The sequence below is a fragment of the Streptomyces sp. NPDC046122 genome (assembly GCF_056429965.1).
Window position 1 is genome coordinate 3773 of record NZ_JBWKLQ010000003.1, and the last position, 20225, is coordinate 23997.

The window sequence follows — 20225 nt, forward strand, 5'->3', positions numbered from 1 at the left end:
GAAAGGCCCGAACACCGATTCGCCCCAGCCCCTCTTCGAGGGTTGGTTGTCGTTCGGGAAACGCGTGGTTCTCGGACGCCGGAGCGGCGCCCCGGACGGCGGGGCACCACCCCCCCCCCCACACCGGTGGGGCCATTCGGCGGTAGCCGCCGTGGCGTGCGACGATGTGCGGCATGTCGCAGCAGTCCCCTGATCGGAGTACGTCTCCGCCACCTCGGCGCCCCGACGCGTCCATGTCGCTGCTGACCAATGTGATGGACCACAGCCTTGACGACGGGTACGCCGAGGCGACTGCTCGCAGGCAGGCCGACGGCAGCGCGGGCATGCCGCGCTCGCTGTGCGCGAAGCTCGGACTGGCGGCCGGCCTGGTGCTGGCCGCCCTGGTCGTCACGGTGGGCGCCGCGCAGGCGCGCATAGAGGCGCCGGTGATCGCCAAGGAGCGGGAAGAGCTCATCGACCGGGTGGAGGCGGAGACGTCCGCCGCGGACGACCTGGAGCGGAACGTCGACAGGCTCCGCGCCGAGGTGGGCGAGCGGCAGCGCAAGGCGCTGCAGGAACACGGCGGAGACCAGGGGGGCCTCGTGGCGCTGCTGTCTGGTGCGACGGCGGTGCAGGGGCGCGGTGTGAAGCTCGTCGTCGACGACGCCAAGGACACCGAGGAGGGCGGCGGCGGGCCGCGGGAGAGCACCAGCTTCTCCGACACCGGCCGGCTGCGGGACCGGGACATGCAGCGCGTGGTCAACGGCCTGTGGTCCTCGGGCGCGGAAGCGGTGGCCATCAACGGTCAGCGGCTCACGTCGCTCTCCGCGATCCGTGCGGCCGGCGACGCCATACTGGTCGACAACCGGCCGCTGGTGCCGCCGTACACCGTGCTGGCGGTGGGGGACGGGCAGCGGCTGAGTACCGCTTTCCAGGACAGCGCCGACGGCCAGTACCTGCATGTCCTGCAGGAGAGCTACGGCATCAGGACCAGCATTTCCGCTCAGGAGCAGGTCCGGCTGCCCGCCGCGCCGAGCCTGATCGTACGTACAGCAGAGCCGCTGGTCGCGGGTGCGGGGAAGCCCGCGGCCGACACAGGGAAGGGCACATCGTGATCGCCGTACTGGGCCTCGTCGTGGGAGTCGTGGTCGGACTGTTGGTCCGGCCCGAGGTGCCGGCGGTGGTCGAACCGTATCTGCCGATCGCCGTCGTGGCGGCGCTCGACGCGGTCTTCGGCGGCCTGCGGGCCATGCTCGACGGCATCTTCGTCGACAAGGTCTTCGTCGTCTCCTTCCTTTCCAACGTCGTGGTGGCGGCCCTGATCGTGTTCCTGGGCGACAAGTTGGGCGTCGGCGCGCAACTGTCCACGGGCGTGGTCGTGGTGTTCGGCATCCGGATCTTCTCCAACGCGGCGGCGATTCGCCGTCACGTGTTCCGGGCGTGAGGCGGATGAGTACAGAAGGCACCCCTCGGCGCGACGAGGAAGAAGCGGGGACCGCCGCTCAGGAGTGGGCCGCCCAGCGGCCGGCGACGGGGCGTCAGAGACTGCTCGCGGGGCTCTGGCCGCCGCGCGTGACGCGGGCGCAGTTGATCGTGGCTCTGCTGCTGTTCGTGCTCGGGCTGGGACTCGCCATCCAGGTCCGGTCGAACAGCGACGACAGCGCGCTGCGGGGAGCGCGGCAGGAGGACCTCGTGCGTATCCTCGACGAGCTGGACGACCGTACGCAGCGGCTCGAGGACGAGAAGCAGAAGCTCGACGACCAGAAGACCGAGCTGGAGAACAGTTCGGACCAGGCGGAAGAGGCGCGCAAGCAGACGCTGGAGAAGGAGCGTCAGCTCGGCGTGCTGGCCGGCACGGTGGCCGCCCAGGGTCCCGGAATCACGCTGACGATCACGGATCCGCACTCCACGGTGGAGGCGGACATGCTGCTGGACGCCATCCAGGAGCTGCGGGCCGCGGGCGCCGAGGCGATCCAGATCAACGACGTCAGGGTCGTCGCGGGCACGTACTTCCTCGACAGCGGAGGCGGTGTGCAGGTGGACGGGAAGAAGGTTTCCGCGCCCTACCGCTTCGAGGTGATCGGCAAGCCGCAGGATCTGGAGCCGGCGCTCAACATCCCCGGCGGCGTGGTCCAGACGCTGGAGGAGGAGCGGGCCGTGGTCACGGTGACGCGGTCGCAGAAGATCGTTGTGGACGCCTTGCGACCGGCGAAGCAGCCTGACTACGCTCAGTCGTCGTCGCGGTGAGGCGGGGGCGCATGGGGGCACGGGGACAAGGGCATGAGGTTGCGGGGGGTCGACGCACAGAAGCTGTGGTGCGTGGTGGAAACTGTTTGGTGGATACGGACGTTGTGAAGATGTCCGGTTCGGCAGGTGTGTTCATTCAGGGTTCGTCCTGCCCCACGGGCGGGTCTGTTTCAGTCAAGGGGAATCGCCCGTGAAGTTGTTTGCGAAGTTGTTCGGCAAGAGTGCACGCGAGGACGGTGCGAACGGCACTGCCCGTCACCGCGCGCCGCGTGGTGGAGAAGCCGAGGAGCAGGGTGGCGAGCGCCCGCTCTTCCGCGACGAGGTCGCCGGTCCGGGCGGCGACATTTCGGGCGGACCGGGCGCGTCGGCTGTTGACCCCGCCGGTCCCGGCCGCATAGGTTTCGGGGAATCAGCCCATGCCCCGCAGGGGCAGCCGCGGCAGGAGGATCCGTCCATGTCGGCCTTGCCGGTTTGTACGAGGTGCGGGCACCGCAATGCCGAGGCCAGTCGTTTCTGCTCCAACTGCGGAGCGCCGCTGCGGGCCGGTGCGGCCGCGGAGCGTCCGTCCGAGACGACCTCGACGATCTCCATCTCCGGGCTCGAGGCGTACGAGGCGGAGGCGACGGGGCAGACCGCCGCTCCCTCGCTCTCGCCGGAGGCCCAGGCGGCCGTCGACGCCCTTCCGCTGGGTGCGGCGCTGCTCGTGGTGCGGCGCGGTCCCAACTCGGGCAGCCGCTTCCTCCTGGACGGCGAGCTGACCACGGCCGGCAGGCACCCGCAGAGCGACATCTTCCTCGACGACGTGACCGTCTCGCGTCGCCATGTGGAGTTCCGCAGGGGTGCGGACGGCGGTTTCACCGTCTCGGATGTCGGCAGTCTCAACGGCACCTACGTCAACCGTGAGCGGATCGACTCGGTCCCGCTGGCGAACGGTGACGAGGTGCAGATCGGTAAGTACCGGCTGGTCTTCTACGCGAGCCAGCGGGCCATCTGACCCGTACGGGAAGGTCCATGCAGCGAACACCGACGGGCGGTGCCGGAAGCGGCACCGCCACCGCGGGCGACCGGCTGGTGAGTATCGGCACCGTGCTGAACCTGCTGCGTGACGAGTTTCCCGAGGTCACCATCTCCAAGATCCGGTTCCTGGAGACCGAGGGGCTCGTCGAGCCGCAGCGGACCGCTTCCGGATACCGCAAGTTCAGTCCCGGTCATGTCGAGCGGCTGGCCCAGGTGCTGCGCATGCAGCGCGACCACTACCTGCCGCTCAAGGTCATCCGTGAGCACCTCGACGCCCTGGAGAGGGGTGAGCAGGTGCGGCTGCCGGTGGCCGGCGGACAGGGCGAGCAGCCGGACGGGGCGCCCGGCACCGGTGCGGACCGTCCGACCGCGGCCAGGATCGGCCGTAAGGAGCTTCTGGCGGCGGCCGGGGTCGGCGAGGAGGAGCTCGAGCTCTGGGAGTCGTACGGGCTCGTCTCGCCCCTGCCGGGCGGCGGCTACGACGCCGAGGTCGTCACGGTGGCCAAGCTCGTCGCCGAATTCGGACGGTTCGGTCTCGAACCTCGGCACCTGCGCGCGGTGAAAGCGGCGGCGGACCGCGAGGCCACCCTCGTCGAACAGGTGGTCGCACCACTGCGCCGGCACCGGAATCCGCAGACCAGGACCCATGCGGAGGCCACTGCCAAGGAACTCGCGGAGCTGTCCGTGAAACTCCATTCGGCCCTGATTCAGGCGGCGCTCGGCGTGCGGCTGCACTGAGCTCGGAGGATCCCGACTACCCAAACCTGCCAAGCACGTCCTAGGGTTGCTGTGTGAACGAGCTCGACGTCGTAGGTGTCCGGGTAGAAATGCCCTCGAACCAGCCGATCGTGCTCCTGCGTGAAGTGGGAGGCGATCGGTACCTCCCCATCTGGATCGGGCCGGGAGAGGCGACCGCGATCGCCTTCGCCCAGCAGGGGATGGCCCCTGCCAGGCCGCTGACCCACGACCTCTTCAAGGATGTTCTGGAAGCGGTCGGCCAGGAGCTCACCGAAGTCCGCATCACCGACCTGCGGGAAGGGGTCTTCTACGCCGAGCTGGTCTTTGCCAGCGGAGTCGAAGTGAGTGCCAGACCGTCCGACGCCATAGCGCTGGCGCTGCGCACCGGAACGCCGATCTACGGCAGTGACGGGGTGCTGGACGACGCGGGAATCGCGATTCCCGACGAGCAGGAGGACGAGGTGGAGAAGTTCCGCGAGTTCCTCGACCAGATCTCTCCCGAGGACTTCGGGACCAACAGTCAGTGAGCCGCGCGCCAGGGACTGTCCGCGCATTCGAGTAGCCTTTCCCCGAAGTGAGGCACGGGAAACCACTCTCAGGGTGATTATCACTCGGCGTGCCGAGTGTGGCGATCGTTGACGCACCCCGGGTGACTGCCTACCGTCGACAGGGCAGGTCAAGGACGGAGGTCGGCGTGAGAAGCAGCGGCGACGGTACGGTGGCGGGCGGGCCGTATCCGCTTCACGGCAGTGCGGTCGACCCTCTGGCGGGGCGGCAGGGCATGACCTCGGCCATGGGCGGGCCGATGGCGGACGAGGGCACGGAGAGCATCGGGTACCGGGGGCCCACCGCGTGCGCGGCGGCCGGGATCACGTACCGGCAGCTCGACTACTGGGCGCGTACGGGGCTGGTGGAGCCGAGTGTGCGGCCGGCCTACGGTTCCGGAACGCAGCGCCTCTACAGCTTCCGCGACGTCGTCGTCCTCAAGATCGTCAAGCGCTTCCTGGACACGGGTGTGGCCCTGCAGAACATCCGGGCCGCCGTCCGGCATCTGCGCGACCGCGGTTTCCAGGACCTGGAGCGCATGACGCTCATGAGCGACGGCGCGACCGTGTACGAGTGCTCCTCGCCGGACGAGGTCGTCGAACTGCTCCAGGGGGGCCAGGGCGTCTTCGGCATCGCCGTCGGCGTGGTGTGGCGCGACGTGGAGAGCGCGCTGTCCCAGCTGCACGGGGAGCGGGTCGACACGGGCGAGACCCTGGTCGGGCACAGCCCCACCGACGAGCTCGCGCGGCGCCGCAACAAGGCCGGCTGACCGGGCGGTCCGCCCCGGGGCCGCGCCGCCGCCAGCCGATTGTCAGTGCCGTACGGCAGCATCGGTGGTGTGAGACCCGCGCCCACCATCCTGCATCTGGACATGGATGCCTTCTACGCCGCCGCGGAGCAGGCGTCGAAACCCAGCCTGCGCGGAAAGCCGGTGGTGGTGGGCGGTATCGGCACCCGCGGGGTCGTCGCGACCGCTTCGTACGAGGCCAGGCGTTTCGGGGTGCACTCCGCGATGCCCGTGGCGCAGGCGCGCCGGCTGTGCCCGAACGCCGCCTATCTGATGCCGCGCTTCTCCCTCTACCGGTCGGTGAGCGAGCAGGTCATGGAGCTCCTCGGCCGGCTCTCGCCGCTCGTGGAGCCGCTCAGCCTGGACGAGGCCTTCGTCGATCTGGAGGCGGGCGGGGTGGCCGACGACGCGGCCTCGGCCCGCAGGGCGGGAGAGCTGCTGCGGGCGGACATCAAGGCGGTCACGGGGCTGACCGCTTCCGTGGGCCTCGCGGGGTCCAAGATGCTCGCCAAGATCGCGTCGGAACAGGCCAAGCCGGACGGCCTGGTGCTCATCGAGCCGGGCACCGAGCGGGAGCTGCTGGCGCCGATGCCGGTGCGGGTCCTGCCCGGGGTCGGGCCGGCCACCGGCGAACATCTGCGGCGCGCGGGCATGACCACCGTGTCCCACCTGGCGGAGGCGGGCGAGGACGAGCTCGTACGGCTGCTGGGGAAGGCGCACGGGGTCTCGCTCCACCGGATGGCCGTCGGGCACGACGAGCGGCCCGTGGTGGCCGAGAGGGACGCGAAGTCGGTGTCGGTCGAGGACACCTTCGAGGTCGATCTGCACGACCGGGTCCGGGTCAGGAACGAGGTGGTGCGGCTGTCCGACCGGTGCGTCGAGCGACTGCGCGCGGCCGGGCGCTCGGGCAGGACCGTGGTCCTCAAGGTGCGCCGGTACGACTTCTCGACGCTGACGCGTTCCGAGACGCTGCGCGGGCCGACGGACGATCCGACGGTGGTGCGGGAGGCGGCGGGCAGACTCCTGGAGTCGGTGGACACCACTGGTGGGGTGCGGCTGCTGGGCGTGGGGGTCACCGGGCTCGCCGACTTCACCCAGGAGGACCTCTTCGCGCAGGCGGCGGGCGAGTCGGCGGAGGCGGCGGCCGAAGCGGGCGCGGCGAAGGCGCCCGCCGCGACGGCCCCCGGCGAAGAGCCGGCGGTTCCACCCGCGGAGGAGCCGCCCCGGCGGCGCTGGCTGGCGGGCCAGGACGTACGGCATACGGAGTACGGGGCGGGGTGGGTGCAGGGCAGCGGGGTGGGGCGGGTGACGGTGCGGTTCGAGGAGCCGACGTCGGCGCCGGGGCGGGTGCGGACCTTCGGGGTGGACGATCCGCACCTGGCCCCGTCGGACCCGCTGCCGCTCGTGCGGGCGGCGGGGGATCAGGAGGGGTCGTCGCCGGCCAGCCGCCCGAAGTCCCGGTCGGGGGCCGGGGAGGAGACGTCGAGCCCGTAGTGGTGGTAGAGCTGCAGCTCCTGAGCGGGGGAGAGGTGCCGGCCGACGCCGAAGTCGGGTGCTTCCTTGATCAGGGCGCGGTCGTACGGCACGCGGAGGGTGTCGTCGACGACCTTGCTGGGTTCCAGGGGGACGAAGGCGTCCCGGCTGAAGAGGCCGGTGCGTACGGCGGCCCATTCGGGTACGCCCGTGGCGTCGTCGAGGTACACCTCGTCCACCGTTCCGATCTTGTCGCCGTTGCGGTCGAACGCCTTGCGTCCGATCAGGCTGCGCGGATCGATGTCGGTCTGCACGGTCCCTCCAACTGCTGGCAGCTGCTCGTAGCCCCGTAATGCCTACGAAAGGGCACAACTGTGGACTCGGCCACTCGAGGGATCCTCGACGGGCCTCGCTGGTAGGCTGGCCAGTGGCTGCTGACCCCGTGCGGGAGAGTCTCCGGTGAACGTGCCGGAGGCGCCGAAGGAGCAAATCCTCCCCGGAATCTCTCAGGCCCCCGTACCGCACGGACGAGGTCACTCTGGAAAGCAGGGCGGGCGCCGTACGGGCATGTGCCGGGAACACGGCACAGCACCTGTCACGGATCCCTTCCTCACCGACGGTGAAAGCCGGAACGACCCTCGACGTCAGCGACGTCCGCACGGTCTTCCGGTGAAGCTCTCAGGTTGAGATGACAGAGGGGGAGGCCGTCCGGGTACCCGTGCCGTGGTGCCCCTCGCAGGTCGCGTCAGACCAGGAGGCCTTCCGCAGATGACCGCAAACCGCATTCCGCTCTCACAGCTCGAGCGTGGCATCCCCTTCGAGCAGCGCCACATCGGGCCCGATGCCGAGGCTCAGGCCAAGATGCTCGCCCAGGTCGGGTACGGCTCGCTCGACGAGCTGACCGCGGCCGCGGTGCCGGAGGTCATCAAGAGCGCCGAGGCGCTTGGGCTGCCCGACGCGCGCACCGAGGCCGAGGTACTGGCGGAGCTGCGCACGCTCGCAGACCGCAACCAGGTGCTCGCCCCGATGATCGGCCTCGGGTACTACGGCACCTTCACGCCGCCGGTGATCCTGCGCAACGTCATGGAGAACCCGGCCTGGTACACGGCGTACACGCCCTACCAGCCGGAGATCTCGCAGGGCCGTCTCGAAGCGCTGCTGAACTTCCAGACCATGGTCGCGGACCTGACCGGGCTGCCCACCTCGGGCGCGTCCCTGCTCGACGAGGGCACGGCCGCCGCCGAGGCGATGTCGCTCGCGCGCCGCGTCGGCAAGGTCAAGAACGGCGTCTTCCTGATCGACTCCGACACGCTGCCGCAGACGGTCGCCGTCATTCAGACGCGCGCCGAGCCGACCGGTGTCGAGGTCGTCGTCGCCGACCTGTCGGACGGCATCCCGGCCGAGGCCGCCGAGCGCGGCGTCTTCGGCGTGCTGCTCCAGTACCCGGGCGCCTCCGGCGCCGTACGCGACATCAAGCCCGTCATCGAGCAGGCGCACGAGCTGGGGGCGATCGTGACCGTCGCCGCCGACCTGCTGGCGCTGACCCTGCTGACCTCGCCCGGCGAGCTCGGCGCGGACATCGCGGTGGGCACCACGCAGCGCTTCGGCGTACCGATGGGCTTCGGCGGCCCCCACGCCGGGTTCATGGCCGTACGGGAGAAGTTCGCGCGCAGCCTGCCCGGGCGGCTCGTCGGCGTCTCCGTCGACGCCGACGGCAACAAGGCGTACCGGCTGGCGCTCCAGACGCGTGAGCAGCACATCCGCCGCGAGAAGGCCACCAGTAACATCTGCACCGCGCAGGTCCTGCTCGCGGTCATGGCCGGCATGTACGCCGTCTACCACGGCCCCGACGGCCTGCGCGGCATCGCGCGCCGCACCCACCGCTACGCGACGCTCCTCGCCGAGGGCCTGCGCGCCGGCGGCGTCGAGATCGTGCACGGCGCGTACTTCGACACGCTGACCGCGCGCGTCCCGGGCAGGGCGGCCGACGTCGTCGCCGCGGCCCGTGAGGGCGGGGTCAACCTGCACCTGGCCGACGCCGACCACGTCTCCATGGCTTGCGACGAGACGACGGGCCGCGCGCAGATCGCCGCGGTCTGGGCCGCCTTCGGCGTCGACGCCGACATCGAGGCGCTCGACGAGCGGGCGGCCGACACGCTGCCCGAGGGAATGCTGCGGAGCGACGCGGTGCTCACGCACCCCGTCTTCCACCAGCACCGCTCCGAGACCGCCATGCTGCGCTACCTGCGCAAGCTCGCCGACCGTGACTACGCGCTGGACCGGGGCATGATCCCGCTCGGTTCGTGCACGATGAAGCTGAACGCGACCACCGAGATGGAGCCGGTCACCTGGCCGGAGTTCGGCGCCGTCCACCCCTTCGCGCCCGTCGAGCAGGCCGAGGGCTACCTGACGCTGATCCACGAGCTGGAGGAGCGCCTCGCGGAGGTCACCGGCTACGACGCGGTGTCGATCCAGCCCAACGCCGGTTCGCAGGGCGAGCTCGCGGGCCTGCTGGCGGTACGGGCGTACCACCGCGCGAACGGCGACGACCAGCGCACGGTGTGCCTGATCCCGTCGTCCGCGCACGGCACGAACGCCGCGAGCGCGGTCATGGCCGGCATGAAGGTCGTCGTCGTCAAGACGCGCGAGGACGGCGAGGTCGACGTCGAGGACCTGCACGCCAAGATCGAGCAGTACCGTGACGAGCTGTCGGTGCTGATGATCACTTACCCGTCCACGCACGGGGTGTTCGAGGAGCACGTCGCCGACATCTGCGCGACCGTGCACGAGGCCGGCGGCCAGGTGTACGTCGACGGCGCCAACCTCAACGCGCTGGTGGGGCTGGCGAAGCCGGGCAAGTTCGGCGGCGACGTCTCCCACCTCAACCTGCACAAGACCTTCTGCATCCCGCACGGCGGCGGCGGCCCCGGTGTCGGCCCGGTCGGCGTCCGCGCGCACCTCGCGCCGTACCTTCCGAACCACCCGCTCCAGCCGACCGCCGGTCCGGAGACGGGCGTCGGGCCCATTTCGGCCGCTCCGTGGGGCTCCGCGGGCATCCTGCCGATCTCCTGGGCGTACGTCCGACTGATGGGCGGGGAAGGACTCAAGAAGGCGACACAGGTCGCCGTACTGGCCGCGAACTACATCGCCAAGCGCCTGGAGCCGCACTACCCGGTGCTGTACACCGGCCCCAACGGCCTGGTGGCGCACGAGGCGATCGTCGACCTGCGGCCGCTGTCGAAGGCGACCGGCGTCAGCGTGGACGACATCGCCAAGCGTCTGATCGACTACGGCTTCCACGCGCCCACCATGTCGTTCCCGGTGGCCGGCACGCTGATGATCGAGCCGACCGAGAGCGAGGACCTGACCGAGATCGACAGGTTCTGCGACACGATGATCGCGATTCGTGCGGAGATCGAGAAGGTCGCGTCGGGCGAGTGGCCCGCGGAGGACAACCCGCTGCGCAACGCGCCGCACACCGCGGCCGCGCTGGGCGGCGACTGGGAGCACGCGTACAGCCGCGAGGTGGCGGTGTTCCCGGCCGGGGTCTCGGCCGCGGACAAGTACTGGCCGCCGGTGCGCCGGATCGACGGGGCGTTCGGTGACCGCAATCTCGTGTGCTCGTGCCCGCCGCTGGACGAGTACGACAACTGACGTACGCCGTATGCGCCTCAGGGCGCGGTCAGGGGTCGGGGCCGGTTCGGAGGATTCCTCCGGGCCGGCCCCTCGTCGTACCGGTGAAGCCTGCCTGCCGGCCGGTCAGGCGGCCTTGACGACGTCGAGTGGCCGGTGCGGAGCGATGATCTGGCCGTCCGGCAGCAGCTCACCGGTGTCCTCGAAGACGAGGACTCCGTTGCACAGCAGGCTCCAGCCCTGTTCCGGGTGGTGCGCCACCAGGTGGGCGGCCTCCCGGTCGGCGGAGTCGGCGGTCGGGCAGGGTGGCTGGTGCTGGCACATGGAAGGGTTCTTTCGCTGCGATGTGGTGAGTGTCCTGCGGCTCGATGCGGTGTTCATGGCCGCCCCCCGTATCAGTCGGTCCGGTCCCAGTGTTGCCCCACGGGCGTCTTTCCGCAGGGATTTCACGGCAGCTCTCCTTACTGATTAATGACGCGTCACTCGTGCGGACGGTTCAGCTCAACCGGGGTGTCTCTTCGGGTGGTTCGGGGTGGCCGATACGGGCTAGTCCGGTTGGGGGGTGCGGGGGTCCGGACGCCACTGTGCCCCGTGACCGGGCGGGCACGGGGCACAGCGGGCGTCGACGCAGCAGAGGACCGGACGGCGCCGCGCCAGGACGGCCGGTGTCAGGCGGGCTGGCTCAGCAGGGGGACGGTGGGCGGCGTGAGGCGATGGGTGAGCAGCGGCAGAAGATCGGCGGCCCGGTGCGGCCGGTGAGAGGCGATGCCCGGCGGTGCGGGCGCGAGAGGTACCAGCAGGTCGGTCGGCAGTGGCATGGCCTCCGGCTCGTCGGCGTCGGCCGCCGGGCCGTCGTGCAGCCACAACGTGAGCATGTAGAGCTCCGGTACGGACAGCAATCGGGGCTGGTAGCGCCCGGTCATCGCCTCGGCCTGGCGCAGGGCGAGCTGGCTGGAGGCGAGGTACGGGCCTTCGCAGAAGTGGGAGAAGGCCCAGCCGTCGGCGGTGAGCACGGTGTCGGCGGCGGCCACCGTACGGTCGCCGCTGCGGATGAGGAACCGCCAGCCGGTCAGCCGGGTGCGCGGCGGCCTGCCTGACGGGATGATTCCGTCGAGTACGTGGAAGGGAAGCGGGAACTCGGGGCTGAGCGGTCCCTGAGCCGCGCGGAGGGCCGGGGGACGGGCCTCGCGAACGGCGGTGGGAGAACCGAGTGCCGCGAGGACGCTGCGCAGGGCGGGCGCGGGAGCCGGGGGAACAAGCAGCGGCATGGTGGGTCGCCTCTCACTTGGAGACACGGTGATGCGTGGGTGTGCGTGGGCGGTGCGGACGGCGCTGTCTGCGTTCCGGGGTCAGAGGGGGGCCGTGGGGCGATGGACCGGGCGCCGACTCTCTGCCTCGTCTGCGGAGTTTATACGAGCCGTGTTCACATGATGTTTCCGCTAGCCGTCGTCGGCATTGCGGGCAAGGCGGTATCAGGACCCTAATGCTGCGGAGAATCTACCCATTCATGGGGAGTGTCAGACCCGTGGCCTGGAAAGTCCCGGCCCCAGCGGTAGGCCGAAACACATCGGCTTTTGTACCAGCCGCCCGGGCTGGTATCTGCTCACTGCCGCATGCCGAGTGAATGTGCCCGATGAAGTTCCAGAATGAGGGTACCCGCCGATTGATGGCCGCGGGGCGTTACTGATCAGCCCGCCTGGGCATCATCGACCGTGACATGGGTGCCCGATGCTGTGAGCCGCCCACTCGAGGAGGGATGCTTCGATGGGGGAGAAGGTCGTGGCAGGCGGGTTCGACCTGTCGGACCGGCAGAGGTACCGGAGGAAACTCCAGCAGTGCCTGGAGGGACTGGGGCGACTGCTGGCGGAGAAGAGCTTCGACCGTCCCAAGAACTTCATGGGCCTGGAGATCGAGCTCAATCTCGCCGGCACCGACGGTATGCCGAAGATGATGAACGCGGAGGTCCTGGAGCGGATCGCCAGCAGTGATTTCCAGACCGAACTCGGGATGTTCAATCTGGAAGTGAATATTGTTCCGCACCGGCTGGGAGGCCGTGTATTCGATCAGCTCGCCGAAGAGCTCCGCACGGGCCTCGGATACGCCCACCGGAAAGCCCGGGAGGTCGACGCGGGCATCGTGATGATCGGGATTCTTCCGACGCTCGGACGTCAGGACCTGGTCTCGGCGAACCTCTCCGACGTCGACCGCTACCAGCTGCTCAACGATCAGATCGTCACCGCGCGCGGTGAGGACTTCACGGTCGACATCACCGGCGTGGAGCGCCTGACCTGCACCTTCGCGTCGATCGCGCCCGAAGCGGCCTGTACGTCCGTGCAGTTGCACCTCCAGGTCACGCCGGACCGGTTCGCGGACGTGTGGAACGCGGCGCAGGCGGTCGCGGGGGTGCAGATCGCGCTGGGCGCCAACTCGCCGTTCCTCTTCGGCCGCGAGCTGTGGCGCGAGTCCCGGCCGCCCCTGTTCCTCCAGGCCACCGACACCCGCCCGCCGGAGCTGCAGAGTCAGGGCGTACGGCCCCGGACGTGGTTCGGGGAACGGTGGGTGGACTCGGCGTACGAGCTCTTCGAGGAGAACCTGCGGTACTTTCCATCGCTCCTGCCGATCTGCGACGACGAGGACCCGCTCCTGGTGCTCGACGACGGCGGGGTGCCCCGCCTCCAGGAACTCGTGCTGCACAACGGGACGATCTACCGCTGGAACCGGCCCGTGTACGGGCTGGCCGACGGCGTGCCGCATCTGCGGGTGGAGAACCGGGTGCTGCCCGCCGGGCCGACCGTGACCGACGTGATCGCCAACGCCGCCTTCTACTACGGGCTCGTACGGGCTCTGGCCGAGGACGCGCGGCCGGTGTGGAAGCGGCTGTCCTTCCAGGACGCGGAGGAGAACTTCGAGACCGCATGCAGGCTCGGCATCGACGCGGAGATGATCTGGCCCAGGCCGGGACGCGCCGGCGGGACGACGCGGGTGCCGGCCGTCAAGCTCGTACGGGACGAGCTGCTGCCGCTGGCGGCGGCGGGGCTCGACGCGTGGGGGATCGAGCCGGCGGACCGCGACTACTACCTCGGGGTCATCGAGCAGCGGTGCAGGCGGCGCGTGAACGGGGCCTCCTGGCAGGTCGACACGTACCACAGGGCTCTGGAGGCCGGCCTGGAGCGCGAGGCCGCGCTGGCGGCCACCACCCGCCGTTACAGCGAGCTGATGCACCAGGGTGATCCGGTGCACACGTGGGCGGTGGGGTTCCCGGGACGGGCGTGACCCCGGGCGCGTGTACGGCGGCGGCTCGACGGGGTGACGGCGGCTTGCTTCCGTAGCCGCCTTCAGGGCCCGATGCAGTGCGCAGGACGCTTCGTGGGGGGGCGTGTGGGGCGACGTGCACGTGTGCAGGGTGCTGCGTGAGGGGGCGCGTGGGGCGGACGTACGCGTGTGCAGTGTGCTGCGGGACAGGCGCGTGGTGCGGACCTGGTGCGGCCGGTCGCTCCGTCGTCGGGCAAGCTGTGATCTCCCACGGCAGTGCGGCCCCTCCTCGGATCGTGTCGTGAACAAGCGAGGGTGGCCGGCTGCTGAACCGGCGCTGTCCCTCCGGCCTGTCGCGCGCGATCTTCGTATCCGCGGTCGAGACCCCGGCGGGGCGGGGCGGGGCGGGGACGACGCTGGATCGCTGAACTGGAGGCTGGTGTGCGGGCAGAGGCGGGGCGGGTGGCCGAATTTCCCTCTGACGAGGGCGTGACGCGACAGATTCTGCGGGTGGAGATACTGATCGTCCTGGCGCTGTCGCTGGGGGCGAGCGGGGTGGCGTCCCTGATCAGGTTCGTCGGAGCCGTCACGAAGCCGGGCGGGCTCAGGGACCAGGCGGCGAATCTCAACGCGTCGGCCGCGCCCGAGCGGCCCTGGCTCGATCTCGTCTGGCAGCTGTTCGGCATCACGACGGCGCTGGCCCCCGTCGCCCTGGTCGCCTACTTGCTGATGCGGGAGGGCGCGGGTCTTCGCGCGATCGGGTTCGACCGTACGCGGCCGTGGCCGGACCTGGGGCGGGGGACGCTGATCGCCGCGGGCATCGGCAGCGCCGGGCTGGCCTTCTACCTGGTCGCCGTCGAGACCGGGTTCAACCTCACGGTGGTGCCGGAATCGCTGCCGCCCGTGTGGTGGAAGTTCCCGGTGCTGATCCTCTCCGCGATGCAGAACTCCGTACTGGAGGAGGTCGTCGTCGTGGGGTATCTGCTGCGCAGGCTCGACCAGTTGGGGTGGTCTCCGAAAGCCTCGCTGGCGGCGAGTTCGGTGCTGCGCGGCTCGTACCACCTGTACCAGGGGATCGGCGGCTTCATCGGGAACATGGTGATGGGGGCCGTCTTCGTGCTGTTGTACCGGCGATGGGGGCGGGTCGGGCCGCTGGTGGTGGCGCACACGCTGCTCGACGTGGGGGCGTTCGTGGGCTACGCGCTGCTGGCGGGCAAGGTGGGCTGGCTGCCCACGCCGAAGTAGTTCAGGAGGGGCGTACGGGCGGTCCGTACGCCCCTCTTCGTTTCGCGCCGGAGGCTTCGCGCTGTCGGGCGGCCCGCTGTCAGACGAGCAGTTCGCCGTCGATGACGGTGACGGCGCTGCCGGTCAGCCGGGTGCGGTCGCCGCGCAGCGAGGTGGCGACGAGCCCGGAGCGGGCGGACGCCTGGAGGCCGGTCAGGTCGTCGCGGCCGAGGCGCGCCGACCAGAACGGGGCCAGGGCCGTGTGCGCGCTGCCGGTCACCGGGTCTTCGTCGATGCCGATCTGCGGGAAGAAGCAGCGCGAGACGTAGTCGTACCCCCCGGAGGGGTCCTCGGCCGCGGCCGTGGCGATGACGCCGCGCTCGGAGTGGGCCACCAGGGCGGGGTGGTCGGGCGTGAGCGCGCGGAGGGTTCGTTCGTCCGCCAGCTCGACCAGCAGGTCGCCGACGTGCGGCCCCGTGTCGTGGGCCGAGAGGACGTCCGCGCCCAGGGCCCGTGCTACGCCGTCGGGGACCGGGACCTCGGCGAGCGGTGCGGTCGGGAAGTCCAGGGCGAAGGCGCCGTCGCCTTGTGCGGTGGCGGTGAGGATTCCGCAGAGCGCCGAGAAGCGCACGGTGCCCGTCGCGGCGCCGGCCGAGCGCAGGACGTGGGCTGTCGCCAGGGTGGCGTGGCCGCACATGGCGACCTCGGCCGCGGGGGTGAACCATCGCAGCGCCCAGTCCGCGTCGCCGCCCGGGGGGAGGGGGTGCGCGAAGGCGGTCTCCGACAGGTTGACCTCGGCGGCCACCTGCTGGAGCCAGGTGTCGTCCGGGAAGGCGTCGGAGTCCAGGAGCAGTACTCCGGCCGGGTTGCCGGCGAAGGGCCGGTCGGTGAAGGCGTCGACGATACGAATCCGCATGGACAGGAACGTACGGGGACGGCGAACCCGCAGGCCAAGGCCAATTTCGGATGGCTGGCCCCATTCGACGCAGGGGAACGCTTGTCGACCGAGTCATCCGATATATCGTTGAAGTATCACGACGGATCAAACGATGGAGGGGGCGCGGAGATGCGTTCACATGGACATGGAGACTGCGGGCCCGGCCATCACGGCCGGGGTGGGTTCGAGGGGCGGCGCGCCGCCTTCGGTCCCTTCGGGCCGCCGTTCGGCGGGCCGTGGGGCGGCGGTGGCCGGGGCAGGGGCGGGCCCAGGGGCAGGGCGAGGCGCGGCGACGTGCGCGCGTCGATCCTGGCGCTGCTGGCCGACCGGCCCATGCACGGCTACGAGATGATCCAGGAGATCGGCGAGCGCAGCGGTGGGGCCTGGCGGCCCAGCCCCGGCTCGGTCTACCCGACGCTCCAGCTGCTGGAGGACGAAGGGCTGATCGTCAGTGAGAGCGAGGGCGGCAAGAAGCTGTTCACGCTCACCGACGCCGGGCGCACTGAAGCCGGGGCGGGGCCGCAGGCTCCGTGGGAGGAAGCGGGACGCGGCGTCGACTGGGAGGCGATGAACGAGGTCCGCCAGGCCGGGTTCGGTCTGATGGAGGCGTTCGGTCAGGTCTGGAAGACCGGCTCCGCCGAGCAGCGGCAGAAGGCTCTCGCCGTCATCAACGAGTCCCGCAAGAAGCTCTATCTGATCCTCGCCGACGAGGACTGACGAGGACCCGGGTCCTCAGGTGACCAGGGTGTCGAGCCTGCGCAGTGACTCGGTCAGGGCGGCGCCCGCCGAGTCCTTCAGCTTGCCCGCCATCAGGGAGACGGCGGCGCCGGTGAACTCCCCGTCGATGCGCACCCGGGTGCCGTCACCGTCGGGTGTGAGCGAGTAGCGCATGGCGAGGGTGACGCCCATCGGGCCCTTGCCCCTTGTCGCCAGCAGGCGGGGCGGTTCGAGTTCCTCGACCGTCCACGCGACCTCGGCGGGAAAGCCCATGAGCCTCATGTTCTCGTCGTACGTCGCCGAGACCTCCAGCACCGCCGGGCCGCCCCCGGGGAAGCCGGTGTGGGTCGCGTTCCACTCGGCGTACGAGGTGAAGTCCGTGAGCTGCGCCCAGATCTTCTCGGCCGGCGCCGCGATGCGGGCCTCCGCGCTCGCTTCGGCCATGCGACCACCCCTTTGTGTCGGCTGCCCTCGGCGGGCTGTCCGGGCTCACCTCGGCTGTGAGCGCGGAACGTAGCCGGGACGGGGTGAACATTCAATGCTGATGGACCGTCAGATCCGGCCCTTGTTCCGGTATCGCTGTTCTCATCCGTAAGGAGGAGAGCATGGTCGGGGTTGCCCATCTTCGGTGGGATGCGCGAATGCTCCCCGGCGGGGATGCTCCGGCCGCCGGCGGCTGATGGGGTGGGAGGCGTGCAAAGCCCTACTCCGCGGGTTCCCCGCCAACCCGCGTCACCGCGTGCCGACCTCGAAGCCGGGCTCACCGCGGAGCTCGCCGCGGTGGTCGCGGGTGCGCGCAGGAGGGCGCTGCGGGACGGCGACCGGCAGATCGACACCGCGCATCTGCTGCATTCGGTGCTGGAGGCGGACCCGGAGGTCGGGGCGGCGTTCGACGGCGGTCCTGCGCAGGTCGCCAGGGTGCTCGGCTATCTGGTGCAGCGCAGCATCGGGTACGGGCTGCGCTGGCAGGGGGCGGTCGAGGCGTCCGGGCCGGGAACGCCCGAGCCGGACGGCGGGCCCGCCGAGCAGGGCCCGGCCGTCGTGGCCGGCTGGTCGCCCTCCGCTGCCGCGGCCATGGAGGGCGCGGCGAAGCGTGCAGCCGCGCGCGGCGGCCGGCGGGCCCGCGGGCTCGACCTGCTCGCCCTGCTGGCAGCGGATCCCGACTGCCGGGCGGTCGAAGTGCTGCGGCGCGGCGGGGTGGACACGGAGCTGCTGGCGGGGCGCCTGCACGCACCGTCTCGACAGGCGTAACGGGGATGAAGCCCCTGACGCCGGCTGGCATGATGTGCCGATGCAAGCGTCTCAGGGAAGGAGCGCCGGCCTGGGACTAGCCCTGGCCTCGGCGTTCGCATTCGGTGGTTCAGGTGTCGCGGCCAAGCCGCTGATCGAAGCCGGGCTCGACCCGCTGCACGTGGTGTGGCTGCGGGTGGCGGGCGCGGCTCTCGTCATGCTCCCCGTGGCCTGGCGTCACCGTGACCTGCTGCGGCGCAAACCAGCCCTGCTGGCCGGTTTCGGTCTGCTCGCGGTCGCCGGTGTGCAGGCGTTCTACTTCGCCTCGCTGTCCCGGATACCGGTCGGCGTCGCGCTGCTCATCGAATACCTAGCCCCCGCGCTGGTCCTCGGCTGGGTCCGGTTCGTGCAGCGCAGGCCGGTGACGCGCGCCGCCGCGGTCGGTGTGGTGCTGGCCGTCGGGGGACTGGCCTGCGTCGTCGAGGTGTGGGCGGGGCTGAGCTTCGACGCGCTGGGCCTGCTGTTCGCGCTGGGGGCGGCGTGCTGCCAGGTCGGTTACTTCGTCTTGTCCGACCAGGGCGGCGCGGGTGAGGACTCGGCCGATCCGCTCGGCGTCATCGCGTACGGACTGCTCGTCGGCGCTGCGGTGCTGACCGTGGTCGCGCGCCCCTGGGGCATGGACTGGTCGCTGCTCGCGGGCGACGCGGACATGGGTGGATCAGACGTACCGGCGGCGCTGCTGCTCGGCTGGATCGTGCTGATCGCCACCGTCGTCGCGTACGTCACGGGCGTCGTGTCGGTGCGCAGGCTGTCGCCGCAGGTGGCCGGTGTGGTGGCCTGCCTGGAGGCGGTCATCGCGACCGTACTGGCGTGGGTGCTGCTGCGGGAGCACCTGTCCGCACCGCAGATCGTCGGCGGGGCGGTCGTGCTGATCGGGGCGTTCATCGCCCAGTCGTCGGCGCCCAAGGCTCCGGGCGGGCCGGTGGCGGGCGGGGCGCCTGTGGTCGCGGCCGGTGGGGCGGAGGCCTCGTCGGACGAGGAGTTGTCCGTGGGCCGGACCGCCCCGTAGGGTGCTGATCATGCTTTTGACTGTGCTTCCGCCTCCCGCCGCGTAACGCGGGCGGCACAAGCCGAAGACGAAGACCGGGCTCGGGCAGTCCCCGAGCGGTTCGTCGCTGCCCGCGTGCGGAGTCGAGCGACCACCATCTGTCCCGTCTTCACGCGGAGAAGTCACGTGTCGAAAGCTTCCTGTCCTACCTCTGGGCTGTCCGTTTCGGGTCCGGCCTCGTCCGGTTCGCCGTCCTCGGGGCCTGCCTCCAACGCTCCTGTCCTCTCGGGTCTGCCGCCCGCCCCGGGGCTGCCCTCCTCCGGTCCGCGCGTCGGGCGCGGGCTCGTCTATCTGATCGTCGCGGGAACGGCGTGGGGCACCGCGGGAGCGGCCGCCTCCCTCACCTTCCTCGCGAGCGACCTCGGACCGCTCGCCCTGTCCTTCTGGCGGTGCGCCGGGGGGCTGGTTCTGCTGGTGGCCGCGCGTGCGCTGTTCCGGCGGCGCGGCACCTCGGTCGCCGCGCCCGCCGAGCCCCGCGGTCGGCGGGTGAAGCGGGTCGTCGTCACCGGCCTCGGGCTCACCGTCTTCCAGAGCGCGTACTTCGCGGCCGTCCAGGCCACCGGCCTCGCGGTCGGGACCGTCGTCACCATGGGCGCGGGCCCGGTGCTGATCGCGCTCGGCGCGCGGCTGACCATGGGGGAGCGGCTGGGGCGTGCCGGGGTCCTCACTGTGACCGGTGCGGTCGTCGGACTCGGCGTGATGGTGCTGGGCAGCGGCGGTACCGCCGTACGCCCCCTCGGTGTCTTCTACGCGCTGCTCTCGGCGGGCGGGTACGCGGCGATGACGCTGCTCACGCGGCGGCTCGGGCGCGCCGGGGGCGGAGCCGATCCGTTCCACACGACGGCGTGGGCGTTCGCGATCTGTTCCATGTGCCTGCTGCCGTTCGCCGCCGCGGAGGGTCTGCTGCCGCACACCGCCGAGCCGGTGCGGGTGATGTGGCTGCTGGTGTACGTCGCCGCGGTGCCGACGGCGCTCGCGTACGCGCTCTACTTCGCCGGGGCGGCCGTGGTCCGCTCCGCGACGGTGTCGGTCATCACGCTGCTCGAACCGGTGAGCGCGGCCGTCATCGCCGTCGTGCTGCTGGGTGAGCGCCTGACGACGGCCACCGTGGTGGGGACGCTGCTGCTGCTCGCGGCCGTTGCGGGGCTCGCGCTCGCGGAGGCGCGTACGGCGGCCCTGAGCCGGCGGGCGGTGGCGACGCTCGGCTGAAGGGGCCGGGGCGGGGGCGGGGGGGGGGGGGGGGGGGCCACGCCCCCCCCCCTCCCGCCCCACCCCCTCCCCTCCCGCCGCCGAGAAGTAGGAGGAGGAGAAAGAAAGGCAGGCCCCCTCCCTATCCT

At 71.1% G+C, this 20225-nt stretch carries 20 protein-coding genes and 1 riboswitch; of the genes, 15 read left to right on the plus strand and 5 right to left on the minus strand.

What is annotated here, in order from left to right:
* The first annotated feature begins 173 nt into the window (after nucleotides 1-173).
* The 8 genes from AC07FK_RS09250 to AC07FK_RS09285 all read left to right on the plus strand — a co-directional run bounded on the left by AC07FK_RS09250 (nucleotide 174) and on the right by AC07FK_RS09285 (nucleotide 6808).
* Nucleotides 174-1094 carry a DUF881 domain-containing protein gene (locus tag AC07FK_RS09250; RefSeq protein WP_479103967.1) on the plus strand — a complete coding sequence of 307 codons (921 nt, stop codon included), beginning with the start codon at nucleotides 174-176 and terminating at the stop codon, nucleotides 1092-1094.
* Nucleotides 1091-1423 carry a small basic family protein gene (locus AC07FK_RS09255; protein ID WP_023543062.1) on the plus strand — a complete coding sequence of 111 codons (333 nt, stop codon included), beginning with the start codon at nucleotides 1091-1093 and terminating at the stop codon, nucleotides 1421-1423. Before AC07FK_RS09250 ends, AC07FK_RS09255 begins: the two co-directional genes overlap by 4 nt.
* A gap of 5 nt (nucleotides 1424-1428) precedes the next feature.
* Nucleotides 1429-2226, plus strand: coding sequence for a DUF881 domain-containing protein (locus AC07FK_RS09260; RefSeq protein WP_479103969.1), 798 nt, complete (start codon nucleotides 1429-1431; stop codon nucleotides 2224-2226).
* A gap of 82 nt (nucleotides 2227-2308) precedes the next feature.
* The gene (locus tag AC07FK_RS09265) at nucleotides 2309-3220 is read left to right on the plus strand and encodes an FHA domain-containing protein (RefSeq protein WP_479104937.1); all 912 of its coding nucleotides are present in this window, start codon (nucleotides 2309-2311) and stop codon (nucleotides 3218-3220) included.
* Between the two features lie 17 nt (nucleotides 3221-3237).
* Entirely contained in the window at nucleotides 3238-3981 is a 744-nt protein-coding gene (gene ftsR, locus AC07FK_RS09270) for a transcriptional regulator FtsR (RefSeq protein ID WP_479103971.1), read from the plus strand.
* Nucleotides 3982-4034: 53 nt separating this feature from the next.
* Complete coding sequence (locus AC07FK_RS09275; protein WP_006123076.1) at nucleotides 4035-4508, plus strand: bifunctional nuclease family protein; 474 nt, start codon at nucleotides 4035-4037, stop codon at nucleotides 4506-4508.
* Nucleotides 4509-4675: 167 nt separating this feature from the next.
* A complete protein-coding gene (locus AC07FK_RS09280; protein WP_479103973.1) occupies nucleotides 4676-5296 on the plus strand; it encodes a MerR family transcriptional regulator in 621 nt (206 codons plus the stop codon).
* Nucleotides 5297-5365: 69 nt separating this feature from the next.
* Nucleotides 5366-6808 (plus strand): DNA polymerase IV, encoded by a 1443-nt coding sequence (locus tag AC07FK_RS09285; RefSeq protein ID WP_479103975.1) that lies wholly within the window; start codon nucleotides 5366-5368, stop codon nucleotides 6806-6808.
* On the opposite strand, the gene AC07FK_RS09290 is transcribed toward AC07FK_RS09285, so the two are convergent.
* Entirely contained in the window at nucleotides 6736-7101 is a 366-nt protein-coding gene (locus tag AC07FK_RS09290) for a PRC-barrel domain-containing protein (RefSeq protein WP_479103977.1), read from the minus strand. The genes AC07FK_RS09285 and AC07FK_RS09290 overlap by 73 nt on opposite strands.
* A 121-nt stretch (nucleotides 7102-7222) precedes the next feature.
* A riboswitch (glycine riboswitch) is annotated at nucleotides 7223-7319 on the plus strand.
* 236 nt (nucleotides 7320-7555) lie between these two features.
* Here AC07FK_RS09290 and gcvP point away from each other — a divergent pair.
* Nucleotides 7556-10441, plus strand: coding sequence for an aminomethyl-transferring glycine dehydrogenase (gene gcvP, locus AC07FK_RS09295; RefSeq protein ID WP_479103979.1), 2886 nt, complete (start codon nucleotides 7556-7558; stop codon nucleotides 10439-10441).
* A gap of 105 nt (nucleotides 10442-10546) precedes the next feature.
* Here the strand turns inward: gcvP and AC07FK_RS09300 are convergent, their stop codons facing one another.
* Both AC07FK_RS09300 and AC07FK_RS09305 read right to left on the minus strand, forming a co-directional pair.
* A complete protein-coding gene (locus tag AC07FK_RS09300) occupies nucleotides 10547-10744 on the minus strand; it encodes a DUF5999 family protein (protein ID WP_453404111.1) in 198 nt (65 codons plus the stop codon).
* Between the two features lie 344 nt (nucleotides 10745-11088).
* Nucleotides 11089-11688: a hypothetical protein gene (locus tag AC07FK_RS09305; protein ID WP_479103982.1), complete on the minus strand. Its 600-nt coding sequence runs from the start codon at nucleotides 11686-11688 to the stop codon at nucleotides 11089-11091.
* Nucleotides 11689-12184: 496 nt separating this feature from the next.
* Between AC07FK_RS09305 and AC07FK_RS09310 the strand changes: the two genes are divergently transcribed.
* Nucleotides 12185-13693, plus strand: coding sequence for a glutamate-cysteine ligase family protein (locus tag AC07FK_RS09310; RefSeq protein ID WP_479103984.1), 1509 nt, complete (start codon nucleotides 12185-12187; stop codon nucleotides 13691-13693).
* 420 nt (nucleotides 13694-14113) lie between these two features.
* On the plus strand, nucleotides 14114-14917 hold the full coding sequence (locus tag AC07FK_RS09315; RefSeq protein WP_479103986.1) for a CPBP family intramembrane glutamic endopeptidase: 804 nt from the start codon (nucleotides 14114-14116) through the stop codon (nucleotides 14915-14917).
* Between the two features lie 79 nt (nucleotides 14918-14996).
* On the opposite strand, the gene AC07FK_RS09320 is transcribed toward AC07FK_RS09315, so the two are convergent.
* Complete coding sequence (locus AC07FK_RS09320) at nucleotides 14997-15812, minus strand: PhzF family phenazine biosynthesis protein (protein WP_479103987.1); 816 nt, start codon at nucleotides 15810-15812, stop codon at nucleotides 14997-14999.
* A 150-nt stretch (nucleotides 15813-15962) separates the two neighbouring features.
* Between AC07FK_RS09320 and AC07FK_RS09325 the strand changes: the two genes are divergently transcribed.
* The gene (locus AC07FK_RS09325) at nucleotides 15963-16550 is read left to right on the plus strand and encodes a PadR family transcriptional regulator (RefSeq protein ID WP_479103989.1); all 588 of its coding nucleotides are present in this window, start codon (nucleotides 15963-15965) and stop codon (nucleotides 16548-16550) included.
* 15 nt (nucleotides 16551-16565) lie between these two features.
* On the opposite strand, the gene AC07FK_RS09330 is transcribed toward AC07FK_RS09325, so the two are convergent.
* A complete protein-coding gene (locus AC07FK_RS09330; protein WP_479103991.1) occupies nucleotides 16566-16994 on the minus strand; it encodes a type II toxin-antitoxin system Rv0910 family toxin in 429 nt (142 codons plus the stop codon).
* A gap of 249 nt (nucleotides 16995-17243) precedes the next feature.
* Between AC07FK_RS09330 and AC07FK_RS09335 the strand changes: the two genes are divergently transcribed.
* The 3 genes from AC07FK_RS09335 (at nucleotide 17244) to AC07FK_RS09345 (ending at nucleotide 20097) form a co-directional block, all read left to right on the plus strand.
* A complete protein-coding gene (locus AC07FK_RS09335; RefSeq protein ID WP_479103993.1) occupies nucleotides 17244-17801 on the plus strand; it encodes a peptidase in 558 nt (185 codons plus the stop codon).
* A 40-nt stretch (nucleotides 17802-17841) separates the two neighbouring features.
* A complete protein-coding gene (locus tag AC07FK_RS09340) occupies nucleotides 17842-18849 on the plus strand; it encodes an EamA family transporter (RefSeq protein WP_479103995.1) in 1008 nt (335 codons plus the stop codon).
* A gap of 270 nt (nucleotides 18850-19119) precedes the next feature.
* The gene (locus tag AC07FK_RS09345; protein ID WP_479104938.1) at nucleotides 19120-20097 is read left to right on the plus strand and encodes a DMT family transporter; all 978 of its coding nucleotides are present in this window, start codon (nucleotides 19120-19122) and stop codon (nucleotides 20095-20097) included.
* The last annotated feature ends 128 nt before the right edge of the window (nucleotides 20098-20225 follow it).